The organism is Chimaeribacter arupi (genome assembly GCF_002858805.1).
GTDB lineage: Bacteria > Pseudomonadota > Gammaproteobacteria > Enterobacterales > Enterobacteriaceae > Chimaeribacter > Chimaeribacter arupi.
On record NZ_PJZI01000034.1, the window covers coordinates 45,719 to 63,824 of the forward strand.

The 18,106-nt window shown below is 57.5% G+C and carries 21 protein-coding genes, 1 tRNA gene and 1 pseudogene; 11 read left to right on the forward strand and 12 right to left on the reverse strand.

The window, feature by feature from the left end; translation table 11 throughout:
• Positions 1-60 precede the first annotated feature (60 nt).
• A complete protein-coding gene (locus CYR52_RS22715) occupies positions 61-234 on the forward strand; it encodes a hypothetical protein (RefSeq protein ID WP_165698459.1) in 174 nt (57 codons plus the stop codon).
• 4 nt (positions 235-238) lie between these two features.
• Here the strand turns inward: CYR52_RS22715 and CYR52_RS17790 are convergent, their stop codons facing one another.
• Positions 239-1,036, reverse strand: a complete 798-nt coding sequence (locus CYR52_RS17790; RefSeq protein ID WP_072930137.1) for an AraC family transcriptional regulator — start codon at positions 1,034-1,036, stop codon at positions 239-241.
• Positions 1,037-1,326: 290 nt separating this feature from the next.
• On the opposite strand from CYR52_RS17790, the gene CYR52_RS17795 reads away from it, so the two are divergent.
• Positions 1,327-1,767 (forward strand): DUF1198 family protein, encoded by a 441-nt coding sequence (locus CYR52_RS17795; RefSeq protein WP_072930135.1) that lies wholly within the window; start codon positions 1,327-1,329, stop codon positions 1,765-1,767.
• Here CYR52_RS17795 and CYR52_RS17800 read toward each other — a convergent pair whose 3' ends face one another.
• The 4 genes from CYR52_RS17800 to asr form a co-directional block, all read right to left on the reverse strand.
• The gene (locus CYR52_RS17800) at positions 1,768-2,103 is read right to left on the reverse strand and encodes a DUF2002 family protein (RefSeq protein WP_072930133.1); all 336 of its coding nucleotides are present in this window, start codon (positions 2,101-2,103) and stop codon (positions 1,768-1,770) included.
• A gap of 151 nt (positions 2,104-2,254) precedes the next feature.
• On the reverse strand, positions 2,255-3,457 hold the full coding sequence (locus tag CYR52_RS17805) for an MFS transporter (protein ID WP_072930131.1): 1,203 nt from the start codon (positions 3,455-3,457) through the stop codon (positions 2,255-2,257).
• A gap of 124 nt (positions 3,458-3,581) precedes the next feature.
• The gene (gene ydgU / locus CYR52_RS23165) at positions 3,582-3,680 is read right to left on the reverse strand and encodes a small membrane protein YdgU (RefSeq protein WP_455423857.1); all 99 of its coding nucleotides are present in this window, start codon (positions 3,678-3,680) and stop codon (positions 3,582-3,584) included.
• 98 nt (positions 3,681-3,778) lie between these two features.
• Positions 3,779-4,213 (reverse strand): acid resistance repetitive basic protein Asr, encoded by a 435-nt coding sequence (gene asr, locus CYR52_RS17810; RefSeq protein ID WP_101829084.1) that lies wholly within the window; start codon positions 4,211-4,213, stop codon positions 3,779-3,781.
• Between the two features lie 463 nt (positions 4,214-4,676).
• Here asr and CYR52_RS17815 point away from each other — a divergent pair, with 463 nt between their 5' ends.
• From CYR52_RS17815 to nrdF, 5 genes are all read left to right on the forward strand, one after another.
• Positions 4,677-4,973: an ElaB/YgaM/YqjD family protein gene (locus CYR52_RS17815; protein ID WP_072930110.1), complete on the forward strand. Its 297-nt coding sequence runs from the start codon at positions 4,677-4,679 to the stop codon at positions 4,971-4,973.
• Positions 4,974-5,383: 410 nt separating this feature from the next.
• Complete coding sequence (gene nrdH, locus CYR52_RS17820) at positions 5,384-5,614, forward strand: glutaredoxin-like protein NrdH (protein ID WP_072930107.1); 231 nt, start codon at positions 5,384-5,386, stop codon at positions 5,612-5,614.
• A gap of 10 nt (positions 5,615-5,624) precedes the next feature.
• Positions 5,625-6,029, forward strand: a complete 405-nt coding sequence (gene nrdI, locus CYR52_RS17825; protein WP_101829088.1) for a class Ib ribonucleoside-diphosphate reductase assembly flavoprotein NrdI — start codon at positions 5,625-5,627, stop codon at positions 6,027-6,029.
• Positions 6,005-8,155, forward strand: coding sequence for a class 1b ribonucleoside-diphosphate reductase subunit alpha (nrdE, locus tag CYR52_RS17830; RefSeq protein ID WP_101829085.1), 2,151 nt, complete (start codon positions 6,005-6,007; stop codon positions 8,153-8,155). The genes nrdI and nrdE overlap by 25 nt, the downstream gene beginning before the upstream one ends.
• A gap of 36 nt (positions 8,156-8,191) precedes the next feature.
• Positions 8,192-9,154: a class 1b ribonucleoside-diphosphate reductase subunit beta gene (gene nrdF / locus CYR52_RS17835; RefSeq protein WP_394854004.1), complete on the forward strand. Its 963-nt coding sequence runs from the start codon at positions 8,192-8,194 to the stop codon at positions 9,152-9,154.
• A 44-nt stretch (positions 9,155-9,198) separates the two neighbouring features.
• Here nrdF and puuE read toward each other — a convergent pair whose 3' ends face one another.
• Genes puuE through CYR52_RS17850 form a run of 3 tightly spaced genes read right to left on the reverse strand, consistent with a single transcriptional unit; the run spans position 9,199 to position 11,702 of the window.
• The gene (puuE, locus tag CYR52_RS17840; RefSeq protein ID WP_072930101.1) at positions 9,199-10,176 is read right to left on the reverse strand and encodes an allantoinase PuuE; all 978 of its coding nucleotides are present in this window, start codon (positions 10,174-10,176) and stop codon (positions 9,199-9,201) included.
• A gap of 43 nt (positions 10,177-10,219) precedes the next feature.
• Positions 10,220-10,966 (reverse strand): allantoin racemase, encoded by a 747-nt coding sequence (gene hpxA / locus CYR52_RS17845; protein ID WP_101829086.1) that lies wholly within the window; start codon positions 10,964-10,966, stop codon positions 10,220-10,222.
• A gap of 4 nt (positions 10,967-10,970) precedes the next feature.
• Positions 10,971-11,702 carry a GntR family transcriptional regulator gene (locus tag CYR52_RS17850; protein WP_072930098.1) on the reverse strand — a complete coding sequence of 244 codons (732 nt, stop codon included), beginning with the start codon at positions 11,700-11,702 and terminating at the stop codon, positions 10,971-10,973.
• A 198-nt stretch (positions 11,703-11,900) separates the two neighbouring features.
• Here CYR52_RS17850 and CYR52_RS17855 point away from each other — a divergent pair, with 198 nt between their 5' ends.
• Positions 11,901-13,415 (forward strand): NCS1 family nucleobase:cation symporter-1, encoded by a 1,515-nt coding sequence (locus tag CYR52_RS17855; RefSeq protein WP_072930096.1) that lies wholly within the window; start codon positions 11,901-11,903, stop codon positions 13,413-13,415.
• Between the two features lie 62 nt (positions 13,416-13,477).
• On the opposite strand, the gene CYR52_RS17860 is transcribed toward CYR52_RS17855, so the two are convergent.
• Both CYR52_RS17860 and dnaQ read right to left on the reverse strand, forming a co-directional pair.
• A tRNA-Asp gene (locus CYR52_RS17860) sits at positions 13,478-13,554 on the reverse strand.
• A gap of 135 nt (positions 13,555-13,689) precedes the next feature.
• Positions 13,690-14,421, reverse strand: a complete 732-nt coding sequence (dnaQ, locus tag CYR52_RS17865; RefSeq protein WP_072930094.1) for a DNA polymerase III subunit epsilon — start codon at positions 14,419-14,421, stop codon at positions 13,690-13,692.
• 55 nt (positions 14,422-14,476) lie between these two features.
• On the opposite strand from dnaQ, the gene rnhA reads away from it, so the two are divergent.
• On the forward strand, positions 14,477-14,941 hold the full coding sequence (gene rnhA / locus CYR52_RS17870; protein WP_072930084.1) for a ribonuclease HI: 465 nt from the start codon (positions 14,477-14,479) through the stop codon (positions 14,939-14,941).
• Here rnhA and CYR52_RS17875 read toward each other — a convergent pair.
• Positions 14,938-15,657 (reverse strand): methyltransferase domain-containing protein, encoded by a 720-nt coding sequence (locus tag CYR52_RS17875; protein ID WP_072930082.1) that lies wholly within the window; start codon positions 15,655-15,657, stop codon positions 14,938-14,940. The two genes, rnhA and CYR52_RS17875, sit on opposite strands and share 4 nt — an antisense overlap.
• 42 nt (positions 15,658-15,699) lie before the next feature.
• On the opposite strand from CYR52_RS17875, the gene gloB reads away from it, so the two are divergent.
• Both gloB and mltD read left to right on the forward strand, forming a co-directional pair.
• The gene (gloB, locus tag CYR52_RS17880; protein WP_072930080.1) at positions 15,700-16,455 is read left to right on the forward strand and encodes a hydroxyacylglutathione hydrolase; all 756 of its coding nucleotides are present in this window, start codon (positions 15,700-15,702) and stop codon (positions 16,453-16,455) included.
• Between the two features lie 70 nt (positions 16,456-16,525).
• Positions 16,526-17,908: a murein transglycosylase D gene (gene mltD / locus CYR52_RS17885; RefSeq protein ID WP_072930078.1), complete on the forward strand. Its 1,383-nt coding sequence runs from the start codon at positions 16,526-16,528 to the stop codon at positions 17,906-17,908.
• A 90-nt stretch (positions 17,909-17,998) separates the two neighbouring features.
• Here mltD and CYR52_RS17890 read toward each other — a convergent pair.
• Positions 17,999-18,106, reverse strand: a pseudogene (locus tag CYR52_RS17890) (endonuclease/exonuclease/phosphatase family protein); the annotation flags it as partial.

Genomic DNA, 18,106 nt, shown 5'->3' on the forward strand with positions numbered 1-18,106 from the left:
AGGGATGTCACCGTTTTATTATTTTTTCCTGCCGTTGGCAGACTTCTGGAGTTCACTATTATGATCAAACGATTATCACTTATTTGCAGTGCACTGCTGCTGAGCAGCCTGTTGAGCGGCTGTATTTATCACGGCTACCACGGCCACCATGACAATGGCCGCCATAATGGCCATTACGGCCATCACGGCAAAGGGCACCATGACAACGGCCGCCATAACGGCCACCGCCACTGATCCCCTACCCCCGGAACCGGTCGCGGAACTGGCGCGGCGACAGGGCGTGAGCCGCCTTGAATACGCGTGAAAAATGGAAAGGCGAAATAAAGCCGCACTGTTCTGCGATCTTATTGACCGACTGCTGGGTATGTTTCAGTAATACCTCGGATTGATTAATCCTCACCTGCCGCAAATAGCGCGCCGGGGTGGTGTTCAGGTAATGCTTGAACAGATTAATCAGGTGATTCACGGAACAATGCGCGTGCTGCGCAATATCCTCCAGCGCCAGGGGTTGCTGGTAATGGGTGCTGATATAGCGGCACGCCTGGCGCAGCCCGCGCGGCATGGCCCGCGGCCGCGCGTCTTCCTCCAGCGCGCCCAGCGCTGAATAGTAATGCAGCAGTGTTTGCGCCAGCTCAATCAGCACCCGGTGGTTATTGATGTGGCGTGAGCCGGTAATGCTGACGCCCAACTCCATCATCTGTTCCATCTGTGGGTCGACCGGCAATTGCGGGGCCAGGCTGTTCAGGTAACGGTGCAACCCCGGCGGGATCTCATCAAAATCGAGCTGGCACCAGCTGTGGCGGCTCTCCTGCTGCGCATCAAAGCGGAAATTCACCGCCCGCTGCGGCAACAGCAGCGCCATGTTGCCCGGCAGCAGGTGGCGCGTCTCCCCGGCGACCTCCATTTCCAGGCTGCCGCTGAGCATGGCGAGAAACTGAATCCCCTGTTTCATGTGCGGGCCGTGGCTGCTGCCGGGTGCAGAACGGCTGACACCAAAGTAACCTTCACGTGGAGTAATGCGCAGAATGTCCGGCATGATGTCGCCAACCTCAGTCAGGTGAACCGGGAACGTTTCTCATTCACGCTCCGCTCTGATTCGGTTGTAGCGTACCGCCCGCTTTTGCCCCACCTCAGGCTGCAAAATTTGCTGGAGAGATCGCTTTTTCAAGGGATTATCGGCAAAACCTGCCCGGCAGCGTGCTGTTTTTTTCGGCAGTCAGTCAGACATTTCAGCGGCCGCACGCCTATTCACCAAAGAAGCAGATACACTCAGGCAGTGCAGCGGGTGCCACCCGGCATCCGGCAAGCTGGAGAGCAGATGTTCCCATGACATGGATTATCATTGCCGCGCTGGTGGCGGTCTTTGTTGCCGGATACCTGGTGATGACCGCCGATACCCGCAAAGCCAACGATTCACTGGCCGCGTTGCTGAAAGTAAAACCGCTGGTGATTGAGTCAATGTTGCTGGAAATGGGAAAGCGGCAGAGCCAGATGTTCACGCGCGCCATCAGCCGCGGCTATGCCGAGGAGTTGCGCAAGGCAGCCTATGTCGTCTTTATCTATCAGACGTTTGTGCGGGATGACTCACCGGAGAACATTGCCCACTGGCGCGAGGTGCTGGTGCGCGCGCACCTGTCCCCGATGCTGACCAATGAGCACGCCGAACAGGCTCTGTTTTACTTTTCCGAGCTGGATCTGGAGCCGTTTGAGCTGGCGCAGTTCCGCCGCCATTACAACGAAACCTATAACCAGATCCACCTGGTGTGATTACTTGAACACATTCTCCAGGTAGCTGGCCAGCAACTGGCGCGAACTGAACCCGTGGGGAATGCCGTAATACAGATCGCCGCCGCCTGACGGGTCACGCGGGAACTCCGTGTAATGCTGGCTGGTGCGTATCTCTGAGGTCGGCTGCGCAAAACGCAGGCTGTAATCTTTCAACGCCGGGTGAATCACCAGCGCCGTGCGGCCCAGACGGGCCTCGCGGTTAACGTACACATAGTGCACACCGCGGCGATAACCGTAGGTTTTGTCATCGACGTAATCACGCTCAAATCCTGAACCTTCTAATACCCGTGCCACTTCATCCGGCCGTAAATACATTGTTTCTCCTCGCATCTTGAACTGCCCAGCGACCTTACCGTATTAGCCCGATCAGACAATGTCTTTATCCTGCATTCTGGATGATTTCGGAATATTCTCCACCCGCTTGATGAAATAACCCGCGCCGGCGCAGCTTTTTGCGCCCTTTTTCTCAGTTTATCCCGGTTTCCGGCGGAAGACGGCGGCTAAGCTGCAATTTCAGCGTAATCAGCCACGCGATGCCGACGGTCAGCGCCGCCACCAGATAGATGGAGGTAATCCCGGCGTGGTTGATAATCAGCCCGGCCACCGGCCCGGTCAGCCCTAACCCGAGATCGAGAAACGCGGAGTAGAGGCCGAGCGCGGTGCCCTGGTTCTGCACCGGCACCTGTTTCACCGCCTCGACGCCCAGCGCCGGGAACACCAGCGAGAACCCGGCACCGGTCAGGAACGCGCCGCACTCCACCATCAGCGGGGTCGACGCCCCCCAAATCAGCAGCAACCCGCCGATTTCAAACAGGAAAGAGACCAGCGACACCTTAAGGCCGCCGTAACGGTTAATGTTATTGCTGAAGATAAGCCGGATGCCGACGAAACCGAGGCTGAACAGGGTCAGGGAGAAGGCTGCCCCTTCCCAGCCCCGGTCGCCGTAATACAGGGTGATAAAGGTGGCGATAACGCCAAAGCCAATGGTGCCGAACCCCAGCCCAAGGCCGTAGAGCCAGATCCGCCCGACCACCGCGCCGAATGCGATGCGGTTACCGGCCACCACGGAGACAGGCGCTTTGCGGCCGGCGAGCAGCATCGCGGCCGCCACCGCCAGCACAATGACCGAGGCAACGCCTGCCAGCCCCCACTGCTGATTGAGCCAGACACCCAGCGGCGCCCCCACCGCCATCGCCCCATAGGTGGCGACGCCATTCCAGGAGATCACGCGGGCAGTATGCATTGACCCCACCGCGCCAATGCCCCACAACGTCGAGCCGGTGCTGGCAAAACTCTCCCCGACGCCGAGCAGCACCCGGCCGATGCACAGCAGGCTCAGGCTCAACAGCGGCTGGGCGGTATTCCACCAGGCCAGGGCATAGAAGACGCCGCTCATGCCGCAGCAGGCCAGCCCGAACAGCACAACCCTTTTCGGCCCCAGCATATCGGCGTAGCGCCCGGCGTGGGGGCGGCTGACCAGCGTGGCAAAATATTGGGCGCTGATCACCAGCCCAGCCAGTACCGAGTTATACCCCAGCGTGTGGTGGACGAACCCCGGCAGCACTGCCAGCGGCAATCCGATAGTGAGGTAACAGACAAAGGTGAACACCACGATCGACAGGATGCGTGTATTGAGTTGCAGGTTTTGGCGTGCGGGGCTAACGGGCATGGTCGGGCCTGGGCTGAAAAGATGAGGGAAGTTAACAGCATAGCGCCTGAAGGGAGAACAGGGTACGTTAAAAACGTGAGAAAATTTATCGCGTTAACCGGCGGGCCGCTAAGGCTGCACCGGTTCAGATCAGCCCATCAGCCAGAAACAGCGCCCAGGCCACCACCAGGCCACACAGGGTGACCACGGCAAAAATCACTTCAAACCGATAGCGTTTCAACATGACAGCCACCGCCCTGAGGCTAAAAAAACGCCCGTACAAGACGGGCGTCAGCATATGTTTTCCGGCAGGCGGGCTGCGCCGCCTTCCGTCGTTAACCCTTACGCTGCGGTATGGGCCGCTGCTTTTTTATGGGTCACTTTTTTGTGGGTCTTTTTCGCTGCCTGGGCTTTCTGGGCAACCGGCGCTTTATGCGTCACTTTCTTGTGTGCTTTTTTCGCGGCCTGGGCTTTCTGGGCAACCGGCGCTTTATGGGTCACTTTCTTGTGTGCTTTTTTCGCTGCCTGGGCTTTCTGGGCAACCGGCGCTTTATGGGTCACTTTCTTGTGCGCTTTTTTCGCGGCCTGGGCTTTCTGGGCCACGGCTTTCTTATGTTTTTTATGGTGCACGGTTTTCGCAGCCGGTGCGCTGGCCGCCGGTGCCGTGGTGGTGGTTGCAGCGGCAGCCGCCGGTGCAGGGTTAGCGGTTTCCGCAGCAAAGGCTACAGAGGACATACCCAGGGTAGCGGCAACAATCATAGCGACGATCTTTTTCATAATATTCCTCAGCGTGTTGGAGTCAGCCTGAAGTAGGCCGGTGAGGAGAGTCTACGCAGTTTAGGGTCAGCGCTCCGTGAGTGATTGGTGTCGCTGCGTAACGAAATGTACAAAGCGGGGACAGGTGTAGTTTGGCAGGCGGGGGAACATTCTCTGTTAGACGTGGACACTACGCCTCAACCCGGTTTAGCCCCGCTCTCGCGGGGAACACGTGTTTATGCGCATCTGCCCCGTCGGTGCGCGGGGTGCGGGCTTTGCCCCAGTAGTGGAAATAGGCTTTCTTCATTGCAGGCACTTCATCGTGTGGGAGTAACGCCAATGTCTGCCTTCTGGCCTCTATTCATGCTGATTTATCTCAAAAAAGGCAAAAAAACCCCATCCCTGCGTTCAGCAGGCGCGGATTTATCGTGCCTGCGTTATTTTGGTCTATGCTTAAAGGACATCATGCAAAAGGGAGAGGCAAATGTTTAAAAAATCTGAGAAAGTTGAGCGTGAAATCGACCAGGACGTTACCCTGCTGGCTGATACCCTTGATGAGGTGCTGCAATCGTCACGTTCCCGCAGCCAGGACGCCGCGGAGGCCATCCGCAGTAAAGCGGAAAATGTGCTGCGCAATAGCCGCGCCCGCCTCAATGAGGCCCCGAGCGCCCGTGAAATTGCCGGCAAAGCGAAAGGCTATGTGAAAACGAACCCGTGGCAAGGCGTCGGCATTGGTGCCGCTGTCGGGGTGGTTGTCGGCTTCCTGCTGGCCCGCCGTTAATCTGCACACCCGGCCGCCGCCCCGGCGGCCTGACCTGACCTTCTATCCCCCTATCGCCCCACACAGAATCTGATAACACCTGACGCGTCTTTTACGCCGGGCTTTGCCCGGCAACGTTATGCGCGCTTCCATGCCCGTTCTGCCTGCAAAAATATTTTTCTCACATCTTGACCCCGGCGTGTGCCGCGGGCTGGCGCGTTATCGGCGTCGCATTTTCGCCAAACACTAGATATTGTGTGGTTGAAATAATTTAGATCAATATCTAGTATTTTCCTCAGAGCAACGCGCGCAGGGCCCTACCCGAAACTGATGCGCGCCGCTAACCCTGACATCGCCCTCTGCCTGCCCGTTCACCACGCGGCCGACAGAATAACGCCCACGTCTCAGCCTTACAAAGGGAAATGCGAATCATGAGCATTATTATTTACAGTAAACCGGACTGTGTCCAATGCAACGCCACCTACCGCGCCCTGGATCGCCAGGGTATCGCCTATCAGGTTATTGACCTCACTGCCGATGACGCGGCCCTGAACCATGTGAGATCCCTGGGTTATCAGCAGGTACCGGTGATTGTGGCAGGCGACCAGCACTGGTCCGGCTTCCGCCCTGACCTGCTCAGCACGCTGGCGGCGGCACACTAAGGTGAGCCTGCTGCCTCCGCTGGTCTATTTCTCCAGCAGCTCGGAAAATACCCACCGCTTTATTGTGAAGCTCGGGCTGCCGGCGATCCGCATTCCGCTGGACCGCACGCCGTTGCGCGTCACGCAGCCCTATATCCTGGTGGTGCCGAGCTACGGCGGCGGCAGTGTCAACGGGGCGGTGCCGCCCCAGGTGATCCGTTTTCTTAACCAGCCGGACAACCGCGCGCTGATCCGCGGGGTGATTGCGGCCGGGAACACTAATTTCGGTGCCGCTTACGGCATCGCCGGGCAGATCGTGGCACAAAAGTGCCAGGTGCCCATGCTCTACCGCTTTGAATTGCTCGGCACGCCGGGCGATGTCGATAACGTCATGAAGGGAGTGACCGAATTTTGGCAGCGACAGACCTCGCACTAACTGAGCCGGCGCTTGCACGCCCGGACTACCATGCGCTGAACGCGATGCTGAACCTGTTTGATGAACAGGGGCAGATTCAGTTTGAACAAGACCGGCTGGCGGCGCGCCACTATTTTCTTCAGCACGTTAACCAGAACACGGTGTTTTTCCACAATCTGGAAGAGAAGCTGCGCTATCTGGTGGAAGAGAATTATTACGAGGCGGAAGTGCTGGCGCAGTACAGCCCGGCGTTTATCAAGCAGCTGTTCCGCCAGGCTTATGCGCATAAGTTCCGCTTCAAGACGTTCCTCGGCGCGTTTAAGTACTACACCAGCTATACGCTGAAAACCTTCGACGGCAAACGCTACCTGGAACGCTATGAAGATCGCGTCTGTATGGTGGCGCTGACGCTGGCAGCCGGTGACACCGCGCTGGCGCAGCGGCTGGTAGAGGAGATGATCAGCGGCCGCTTCCAGCCCGCGACCCCGACCTTCCTCAACAGCGGCAAAAAGCAGCGCGGTGAGCTGGTCTCCTGTTTCCTGCTGCGCATCGAAGACAATATGGAGTCGATTGGCCGGGCGGTGAACTCGGCGCTGCAACTCTCCAAACGCGGCGGCGGCGTGGCCTTTATGCTGACCAACATCCGTGAGGCCGGCGCGCCGATCAAGCGCATTGAGAACCAGTCCTCCGGCGTGATCCCCATCATGAAGATGCTGGAAGATGCCTTCTCCTATGCCAACCAGCTGGGTGCGCGCCAGGGCGCGGGAGCGGTTTACCTCCATGCCCACCATCCGGACATCCTGCGCTTCCTCGATACCAAGCGCGAAAATGCTGATGAGAAGATCCGCATCAAAACCCTGTCATTGGGGGTGGTGATCCCGGATATCACTTTTGAGCTGGCGAAGAATCACGAGCCAATGTACCTGTTCTCACCTTACGATGTGCAGCAGGTGTATGGCGTGCCGCTGTCAGAGCTGTCGGTCACGGAGAAATACCGTGAGATGGTGGCGGACAAACGCATCCGTAAGCAGAAAATCGACGCGCGCGCGTTCTTCAAGATCCTGGCGGAGATCCAGTTCGAATCCGGTTACCCGTACATGATGTTCGAGGACACAGTTAACCGCGCCAACCCGATCCACGGCCGCATCAACATGAGCAACCTCTGCTCGGAGATTTTGCAGGTCAACGCCCCGACCACGTATCACGAGGATCTCTCGTATGCGCAGATCGGCAAAGACATCTCCTGTAACCTCGGCTCGCTGAATATCGCCCTGGCAATGGATGCACCGGATTTCGGTGCCACAGTGGAAACCGCTGTCCGCGCATTGACGGCCGTCTCCGACATGAGCCACATCCGCTCGGTGCCGTCGGTGGATCAAGGGAACCAGCGCTCGCACGCCATTGGCCTCGGCCAGATGAACCTGCATGGCTATCTGGCGCGTGAACGCATCCATTATGGATCAGACGAGGCGCTGGATTTCACCAATATCTATTTCTATACCGTGGCTTACCACGCGGTGCGCGCCTCTAACCAGCTGGCGATAGAGCGCCAGACCCGCTTCGACGGCTTTGAGTTGTCTGCGTATGCCAGCGGCCGTTATTTCGATAAATACCTGGAGCCGCGCTGGCAGCCGAAAACCGTCAGGGTGAAGGCGCTGTTTGAGCAGGCGGGTATCCGCATTCCTGATGTGAATGACTGGGCGGCGCTGAAAGCCTCGGTGATGGCGCACGGGCTGTATAACCAGAATTTGCAGGCGGTGCCGCCTACCGGCTCCATCTCCTATATCAATAATTCGACCTCCAGCATCCACCCGATTGCGTCGCGTATTGAGATCCGCAAAGAGGGCAAAATCGGCCGCGTCTATTACCCCGCGCCGTTTATGACCAATGACAACCTGGAATACTACCGGGATGCCTATGAAATCGGCCCGGAAAAGATCATCGATACCTACGCCGAAGCGACGCAGCATGTCGACCAGGGGCTGTCACTGACGCTGTTTTTCCGCGACACCGCCACCACCCGCGACATCAACAAAGCGCAGATTTACGCCTGGAAAAAAGGCATCAAAACCATCTATTACATCCGCCTGCGGCAGATGGCGCTGGAAGGCACTGAAGTGCAGGGCTGCGTCTCCTGTACGTTGTGACGAGAAAAAGGGATACCCATGAGTGCATTACCTGAAATGGCCGCCCGCCGCGTGCAGAAGGCGATCAACTGGAACCAGATCGAAGATGATAAGGATCTGGAAGTCTGGAACCGGCTGACGGCCAACTTCTGGCTGCCGGAGAAAGTGCCGCTGTCCAACGATATTCCTTCCTGGGCCACGCTGACGCCCCAGGAGCAACAGCTGACCATCCGGGTATTTACCGGCCTGACGCTGCTGGACACGGTGCAGAATGTGGTCGGCGCGCCTGCGTTGATGGCGGACGCCATCACCCCCCATGAGGAGGCGGTGTACGCCAATATCGGCTTTATGGAGGCCGTCCATGCGCGCTCCTACAGCTCGATTTTCTCCACGCTCTGCGCCACGGTAGACGTGGACGACGCCTTCCGCTGGAGTGAGCAGAACCCGTTGTTGCAGAACAAGGCGGAGATCGTGCTTTCGCATTACCGGGGCGATGACCCGCTGATGAAGAAAGTCGCCAGCGTGTTCCTGGAGTCGTTTTTGTTCTACTCCGGCTTTTACCTGCCGATGTACTGGTCAAGCCGTGCCAGGCTGACCAATACCGCAGACTTGATCCGGCTGATCATCCGTGATGAGGCGGTACACGGCTATTACATCGGCTATAAGTTCCAGAAGAATTTGCAGCAGGTGGATGAAGCCCGCCGCCGCCAGGTGAAGGCGCAGGCCTACGATCTGTTACAGGATCTCTATGAGAATGAACTGCGTTACACCGAAGACCTGTATGACGGCGTGGGCTGGACGGAAGATGTGAAAAAATTCCTGCACTACAACGCCAACAAAGCGCTGATGAACCTCGGTTATGAGGCGCTGTTCCCGGCCTCCATGGCCGAGGTGAACCCGGCGATTTTGTCCGCGCTCTCACCGAATGCCGATGAGAACCACGATTTCTTCTCCGGCTCCGGCTCCTCGTATGTGATTGGCAAAGCCGTCAATACTGAAGATGAAGACTGGGATTTCTGACAGAGAGCGGCCATCACGGCCGCTTATTTTCAGGCTGACGGTTTTCAGGCGGAGGGATAAGGATGCATTGCCTGCCAGTGATCGGCAATCTCCTGCCGGCGGCAGATCCAGACCCGCTCATGCTGCTGGATGTAATCCAGGAAGCGTTGCAGCGCACGGAATTTCCCCGGCCGCCCCAGCAGGCGGCAGTGCATACCAACCGACAACATTTTCGGTGCCGTTTCCCCTTCCGCATACAGCACATCAAAGCTGTCTTTGAGATACGTAAAGAACTGCTCTGCGGTGTTATAACCCTGCGGGGAGGCGAAGCGCATGTCGTTGGCTTCCAGCGTATAGGGAATGATCAGGTGCGGCTTGCGCGTGCCGTTGCCCAGCGTGACCTCCGTCCAGAACGGCAGATCATCACCGTAATAGTCGCTGTCATACTGGAAGCCCCCGTGCTCTGCCACCAGCCGCCGGGTGTTCGGGCTGTCGCGCCCGGTGTACCAGCCCAGCGGTGCCTGCCCGAACAGATCGCGCAGAACGGCCACCGCCCTCTCCATATGTTGGCGCTCGGTGGCCTCATCCATCTGCTGATAGTGGATCCAGCGCCAGCCGTGGCTGACCACATCGTAATTGGCCTGTTTGATCGCCTCGACGACGGCCGGGTTGCGCGCCAGCGCCATCGCCACGCCAAACACCGTCAGCGGCAAACCACGGCGGGCGAACTCATGGTGAATGCGCCAGAACCCGGCGCGTGACCCGTACTCATACAGTGAATCCATCGACATATGGCGATCCGGGTAGCTGGCGGCACCGATGATGTCTGATAAAAACTGTTCCGACCCGGCGTCACCGTGCAGGACGTTATTCTCCCCGCCCTCCTCATAATTCAGCACAAACTGCACCGCGATGCGCGCCTTGCCCGGCCAGTTGGCATGGGGCGGCTGCCCGGCATAGCCTGCCAGGTCACGCGGGTAGTTTTCGGTAAAGCCGTAATCCGGCCGGGTGATGGCACTGTGTGCTTTTATATTGTCATGCATAGCATTTCCTTGTGAAAAGACGCCACCGGCTGGCTGCCGGGGGTTACTGATTCAGGCCGAAAAAGCGGCCGGAGAGCGGCTTCGCCAGTGGATAGGCCAGATCGCCCTGTTTGCTGGTGCGCAGCCCGAGAGCGGCCAGCGCCTCGACCATTTTTACCGCCGCGCTGACGCCGTCGATCACCGGAATGCCCAGTTCATCCGTCAGTGTCCGCGCCAGGTCGGCCATGCCGCCGCACCCCAGCACCACCGCCCCGCTGCCGTCGTGGTCACGCGCGGCGATACAGAGTTCACGCACCCGCTGCTGGGCGAGGCCGGTGCCGTCTTCCAGCGCCAGCACCGGCAAGTCAATGGCGTGCAGCCCGGCGCAGTGGCGCTCGAACCCATACTGGTGCAGCAGGTGGCGGGCAATCACCAGCGTGCGCGGCAAGGTGGTCACAATAGAAAAGCGGGTCGCCACCAGCGTAGCGAGGTGCATGGCCGCCTCGGCAATACCGATAACCGGCGCAGTCGCCAGTTCACGCGCCGCCAGCAGGCCCGGATCGCCGAAACAGGCGATGATATGGCCGTCAACACCGGCATCCCGGCCAAGCCTGATCTGCTCCAGCACGCCGAGGGCGGCGATCGCCTCATCAAAATGGCCTTCAATAGAGGGCGCGCCCTCCTGCGGGCAGACCGCCAGAATTTCGTTGCCGGGGGCGGCCACCACGCGCGCTGCCGCCGCAATGGTGGCGGTCATCGCTTCACTGGTGTTGGGGTTTATTACCTGAAGCGTTAACGGACGGGGAGACATGGCATCACTCCTTACTGTTAAGGGCCGCAGCATACGGCGCGAAGATACGGCTGAAGTCCGGCACTTTTTCGGGTGCCGCCTCAAAACGCAGGCTGGAGAGAATGGCGTCAAAGTGTTGGTGCATATGCGCCGTCAGCGCGGCGGTGTCGCGCTTTTTCAGCAGCGCCAGCAGTTCATCATGGTCATGGCAGCGGCAGCCCTGTTGCCACGGTGCCCCCCAGGCCGCGACCACCAGCGAGGAGCGCAGGGTCAGCTGCGACACCAGCTCCGTCAGCACTGCGTTGCCGGAAATTGCCTGTAGCTGGACGTGAAACGCAGCAGAGAGGCGGATGGCCGCCGCGCCGTCGTGGGCGTCATGCGCCTGTTGCTCATCCCTGACGATGTTCTTCATGGCGGCCAGATGCGGCGGCTGGCAGTGCGCCACCACCGCCGGCAGGTTGGCGCACTCCAGCATCCGCCGGGTGGCGAACAGATCGCGCGAGGCATCCGCGCTGGGCGTGGCCACCTGTGCACCGCGCTTGGGCGTCAGGGTAATTAATTGCACTGCGGCAAGGCGTTGCAATACCCGGCGGATGCCGGTGCGGCTGACGCCAAACACCTCGGCCAACGCCTCCTCCGGCAATTTACTGCCCGGCAACAGCTGATGTTCAACGATGGACGTCACCAGCGCGTTAAAAATGTGATCGTCCTTATCCAGCGAAAAATAGGCGGAATTCAGCCCGTCCCAACTCGTCATAGCGCCACTCCGTATACTTTATTGCAGCAAAACGTATACATGGGTTGTTCGTTCTGTATACAAGAAAACCTCATTTGTCCGTCCCGGTGACGAAATCTGGCCTGATTCCTGCACTTGCCTTTACGACAGTGTGAACCGCGGTGCACTGCACCTGACGCCGATAAATGATGGCTTGTCCTGTAGAGAGGAGCACGTTTTATGCCAAATCCGGAAATTACCGCCGCAGATGCGGACAGCCTGCCGAATGCCGCCAGCATCAAAGCGCATTACAGCCCGAAATTGTGTAATGCCGATCTGGCACCTACCAAAAACCAGAGCTGGAGTTGGTACAATATCTTTTCGTTCTGGATGTCTGATGTACACAGTATGGGCGGGTATGTGGTGGCCGCCAGCTTCTTTACGCTGGGGTTGTCGAGCTGGCAGGTGCTGATCTCGCTGCTGGTGGGGATCTGTATTGTGCAGCTCTGCGCTAACCTGGTAGCGAAGCCCAGCCAGATGGCCGGCGTGCCTTATGCCGTTATCTGCCGCCAGGCATTCGGGGTGTTTGGCGCCAATATCCCGGCGGTGATCCGGGGGTTGATCGCCTTCGCCTGGTACGGCATCCAGACTTATCTGGCCGCCAACGCCCTGATGCTGGTGCTGCTGAAATTTGTGCCGTCGCTGCAACCGCTGACCCAGAGCCATTGGCTGGGGCTGTCTGCCCTTGGCTGGATCTGCTTTGGGATTATGTGGGTGTTGCAGGCGATGGTGTTCTGGCACGGCATGAACGCCATTAAACGTTTTATCGATATCGCCGGGCCGGCGGTCTATGTGGTGATGCTGATGCTGGCCGGGTGGATCCTGTATAAAACCGGGCTGGATAAGATTTCGTTTACCCTCTCCAGCAAAGTGCTGACGCCGGGCCAGCAGACCTGGGAAATGATCACCGCCACGGCGCTGGTGGTCTCCTACTTCTCCGGCCCGCTGCTCAATTTCGGCGACTTCTCACGTTACGGCAAAACGATGCAGGAGATCCGCCGCGGCAACCGCTGGGGCCTGCCGTTTAACTTCCTGCTGTTCTCCGTCGTGACGGTGGTCATTGTTTCCGGTACGCAGAGCCTGTTCGGCCAGATGATCACAGACCCAATTGAGACAGTGAGCCGGGTCGGCAACAGCGTGGCCGTGGCCATCGGCCTGCTGACCATGATCATTGCCACCATCGGCATTAATATCGTGGCTAACTTTGTCTCACCGGCATTTGATTTCTCTAACTGTGCACCACAGAAAATCAGCTTCCGCACCGGCGGCATGATCGCCGCCATCGGCTCGGTGCTGCTGACGCCGTGGAATCTGTTCCAGTCGCCGGAATTGATTCACTACACCCTGGATGTGCTGGGGGCCTTTATCGGGCCGTTGTTCGGCATTCTGGTGGTGGATTTTTACCTGATTAAACGCGGCCGGGTGCATACCGATGACCTGTTCAATGCGACCTCGTCCGGGCGCTACTGGTACCGGAACGGTTTTAACCCGAAAGCGATTGTGGCGCTGCTGCCGGCGGTGGCCATTGGGCTGATGATTAGCTTTACGCCCGGCTTGCACGCGGTGGCGAACTTCAGCTGGTTTATCGGGGTGGTGCTGGGCGGCGGCGCGTACCGGTTTATCGCGCGCCATGATCGGGAGGCAAGCACAGACACCCTGTACAGCCCGGCCGCCATGCGTAAACAATCCCGTTAAAGATGCGGGATGGCAGAAACGACGAAGCCCTGAGTTATTGCTAACTCAGGGCTTCTGAATATTGGCGGTGCGGACGGGACTCGAACCCGCGACCCCCGGCGTGACAGGCCGGTATTCTAACCGACTGAACTACCGCACCGCGCTGTTGTTCCGGTTGAGAACGAGGCGGATATTACGGCCACACCGCCTGCCCGTCAATGCTTTTTCTTTTAAAACTATTCGTTTGCACAGTTTTTCTCCGCATGGCGCATTTATTATGCGACCTGCGGAAAAATCAGCCGCGCCACAGGCAACTGCCGCCCTTCTTCATCACCAGATCCAGGCGCGATTCGTGGGTCGCGACTTCGTCATCACTGGCATACACCACTTTCAGGCCACTGCTCGGCCGGGCAATGCGCTGGATCCCCTGCTCCTGGTTCTGCTGCTGGCGATCGCTCTCCAGAGAAAACGAGAGTGACGTCTGGCCGCCGGTCATCGCCAGGTAGACTTCCGCCAGGATTTCGGAGTCGAGCAGTGCGCCGTGCAGCGTACGTTTGGTGTTGTCTATCTGGTAACGGTCGCACAGGGCATCGAGGTTATTACGTTTGCCGGGAAACAGCTTGCGCGCCATCAACAGGCTGTCGGTGATGGTGCAGAAGGTGTCCGTTTTCGGGATGCCGCGGTTGAGCATGCCGAATTCGTAATCCATAAAGCCGATATCGAACGAGGCGTTATGGATCACCAGCTCACCGCCGCGGATGAACTCCAGGAATTCCTCTGCGACATCAGCAAACGTCGGTTTGTCGGCCAGGAATTCGTCACTGATCCCATGTACGCCGTAGGCTTCCGGGTCCACCAGCCGGTCGGGCTTCACATAGACGTGAAAATTGCGACCGGTCAGGCGGCGGTTGATCACTTCAACCGCACCGATTTCAATAATACGGTGTCCTTCGTAATGAACCCCCAGCTTGTTCATGCCGGTGGTTTCCGTATCCATAACAATCTGTCGTGTAATTGCAGTGCTCATAGCGCTCGTTTATGTCAGACTTGGCGTTTAAAACTGATGGAAGAGTCTACCAGAGATGAGTAAACAGGTAGAAATTTTCACCGACGGTTCTTGCCTAGGCAACCCCGGCCCCGGTGGTTATGGCGCAATTTTGCGCTACAAGCAGCACGAAAAAAGTTTCAGCGCAGGCTACCGCCTGACGACCAATAACCGGATGGAACTGATGGCGGCCATTGTCGCCCTTGAGGCGCTGACCTCGCCGTGTGAGGTGGTGCTGAGCACCGACAGCCAGTATGTGCGCCAGGGGATTACCAGCTGGATCCACAACTGGAAAAAGCGTGGCTGGAAAACGGCTGACAAGAAAGCGGTAAAAAATGTCGACCTCTGGCAGCGGCTGGATACCGCCATCAGCCATCACCGCATTACCTGGGAGTGGGTCAAAGGCCACGCCGGCCACCCGGAGAATGAGCGTTGTGATGAGCTGGCGCGGGCTGCGGCGAATGCCCCCGCGTTTGAAGATATCGGCTATCAGCCGGCTTAAGGCACGTCGCGGTAGCTTTTCGTTGCGCCCACGGCCCGGCTCAGGCTGGGCTTGCGCAACCCAATTTTTTTAGCTGTCGGCGTCAGCGGCAGTGTGCGTTTCCGCGCCACCATGACCCCCAGGCACCCTAACGCCGGCAAATGGGTGCTCAGCATTTTCCCGCCCTGCCCGCACCAGGGCAGCACCTGCATACGGGAGTGGTACATCACTTCATAATTGAGCAGGCCCAGCCAGTCCAGCAAGCGCATCTGGGTAAACATCTGCCCGCTGAACGGCTGACGACGACGCACCACCGGCAACAGTTTGCCCATTCCCAGCAGGCTCAACAGGTTAAAGTTAGTCATCACCAGCCAGCCGTCATCAATCAGCACCCGGTCAACCTCACGCAAAATGCGGTGCGGATCGTGGGCATACGCTAAAGTATGGGCAATCAGGCAGGCATCCACCGACTTTTCGGCAAAGGGTAACAGGTACGGGTCGGCAATCACCTGGAGGCCCTCCCCCTGCGGCCCGACATTCACCTGATGGGAAATAGGGCACTTTTCGCTGTTGATTTCAGCGCTGAGGGTGCCGATTTTTAACAGATGGTAGCCATACATTTTCGGCCACCACGGCTGTAACTGTTGCTCCAGCGCAGCACGCCACACCTCCCCGCGGGGAATGTCGCCCCAGGAGCGTGGTGTGCTCAGAATGTTGGACGGGTGCGCGGATTGCATGGTTTATTATCTTCTTTCAAGCGTTTGCCAACGAGGTAATCAATGAATCTTATCAGCATTCCTGCCCTGCAGGACAATTACATTTGGTTGCTGGATGACCAGCAAGGCACTGTCATCATCGTCGACCCCGGTGAAGCCGCACCGGTGCTGACCGCGTTGCAGCATCACCAGCTGACCCCGACCGCCATTTTGCTGACCCATCACCACCATGATCATGTCGGGGGCGTAAATGAGATTTTGCAGCACTATCCGCAGGTTGCGCTTTACGGCCCGCAGGAAACAGCCGCCAAATTTCGTCAGATTACTCTGAAACAGGGTGATGAGATCACGTTAGGGCAGCAACATTACCGCATTTTTGACGTACCAGGGCATACATCCGGCCACATCGCTTACTACAGTGCCCCTTATCTTTTCTGCGGCGATACGATGTTTTCAGCCGGTTGCGGACGGTTGTTTGAGGGGACGGCACGCCAAATGTACGAGTCGTTTCAACAGTTAACCGCTTTACCAAAAGATACGCTGATCTGCTGTGCCCATGAGTACACCCTCGCAAATCTTAAGTTTGCCCGCTCAATTTTACCTGATGATCGCGATATAGAAACACATGAGCAACAAGTGCAAGCAATGCGTAAAAAAGGGGTGCCAAGTGTGCCTACAACGCTGGAAAAAGAGCATAAAATTAACGTATTTTTACGTTGCCATGATACTGATTTACAAACGAAATTAGGATTTGTCTTACCTGTTAGTGAGCCTTGGCAGGTTTTTGCCCGATTACGTGAGCGGAAAGACAGTTATTAAACCTTTTTCTTGTGTTGTTTGGCGAAGCAAAGTATTATCGGTCGTCTTTTAAGCAACTATTGACACACACATGAAGGCTAAAGCGATACTTCTCGCCTCTGTGTTGCTGGTCGGTTGTCAGGCGTCAAGGCATGACGCAACGCCACCGTTACAGCACGCACAGAGTTTGTCTTCGGCAGGTCAAAGTGAAGCAGGAGAGTACACAGGGGCTGGTCGAGAGACCACGGCGCGATGGCTGGGCAGTAGTAACAGCGACATCGCGCAGCAAGAAGACTTGTGGAACTTCATTAGCGACGAGCTGAAGATGGAGGTTCCGGAAAATTCCCGGATCCGTGAACAAAAAAAGCGTTACCTAAAACAGAAGAGCTATCTCCACGATGTAACATTACGGGCAGAGCCGTACATGTACTGGATTGTCGAGCAGATTAAACAACGTAAGATGCCGATGGAACTGGTACTGCTACCCATAGTGGAGAGCGCTTTTGACCCCAAAGCGACGTCGTCCGCCAATGCCGCAGGGCTTTGGCAGATTGTACCGAGCACGGGTCGCACATATGGTCTGAAACAGAACCAGTGGTACGACGGTCGCCGCGACGTGGTGGCATCGACGACTGCTGCGCTTGATATGATGCAACGCCTGAACCGTATGTTCGATGGCGACTGGTTATTGACCGTCGCAGCGTACAACAGCGGTGAAGGTCGCGTTTTACAAGCGATCAAAGCGAATAAAGCACAAGGCCGTCCGACAAACTTCTGGGCATTGGCGCTCCCGCGGGAAACGTCGATTTATGTTCCAAAGATGTTGGCGCTTAGCGATATTCTTAAGCATAGCAAACAATATGGGATTCGCTTGCCCAAAACCAACGAAAACCGGGCGCTGGCGCGGGTTGAAGTGGGGCAGCAAATGCAGTTAACACAAGCCGCTGAAATGGCAGGCATGTCGTTAACCAAGCTGAAATCCTTTAATACGGGTTACAAGAAAGGCGTGACTGCGCCGAATGGCCCGCACTATATTTTGGTACCGAAAGCCCATGCTGATCAGTTGAAGGACTCCCTGGCGGACAGCGACATCGCCGCCGTAGAGACGAAACTGGCAAAAAACAGTGCGGCTTCCGGTTCCAGTTATACAGTGCGCCCAGGGGATACGCTGTCGGCGATTGCCGCCCGGTTGAATGTCAAAACCAGCGATTTGCAACGTTGGAACAACTTAGGCCGTTCGAGTACGGTCAAAGTAGGCCAAAATCTGCAAATTGCTGACAAAGCATCAGCCAACCTGACGGCAGCAAACAGCATCACCTATCAGGTACGTAAAGGGGATTCACTGGCCAGCATTGCCCGCCGTCATGGGGTCAATATCAGTGATGTTATGCGGTGGAATTCGGCGTCGAATAACCTGCAACCCGGTGACAAGCTGACGTTGTTCGTCAACAACAAGCTGACGCCAGATACCTGAGCCGTTACCGACCCTGTTTTGCTGTGTCAGACCCTGTCTGTTATATAAAAAAAGCATCCTTCGGGATGCTTTTTTATTGCCTGGGGCCCCCTACCCGGCCGGCGTTGAGCGGGGCACAAATTCGACCAGCAGAGGATTATGATCGGATGCCCGCGTGACCAGCACCGTGGCGGCAGAGACTTTCAGCCCACGATAAAA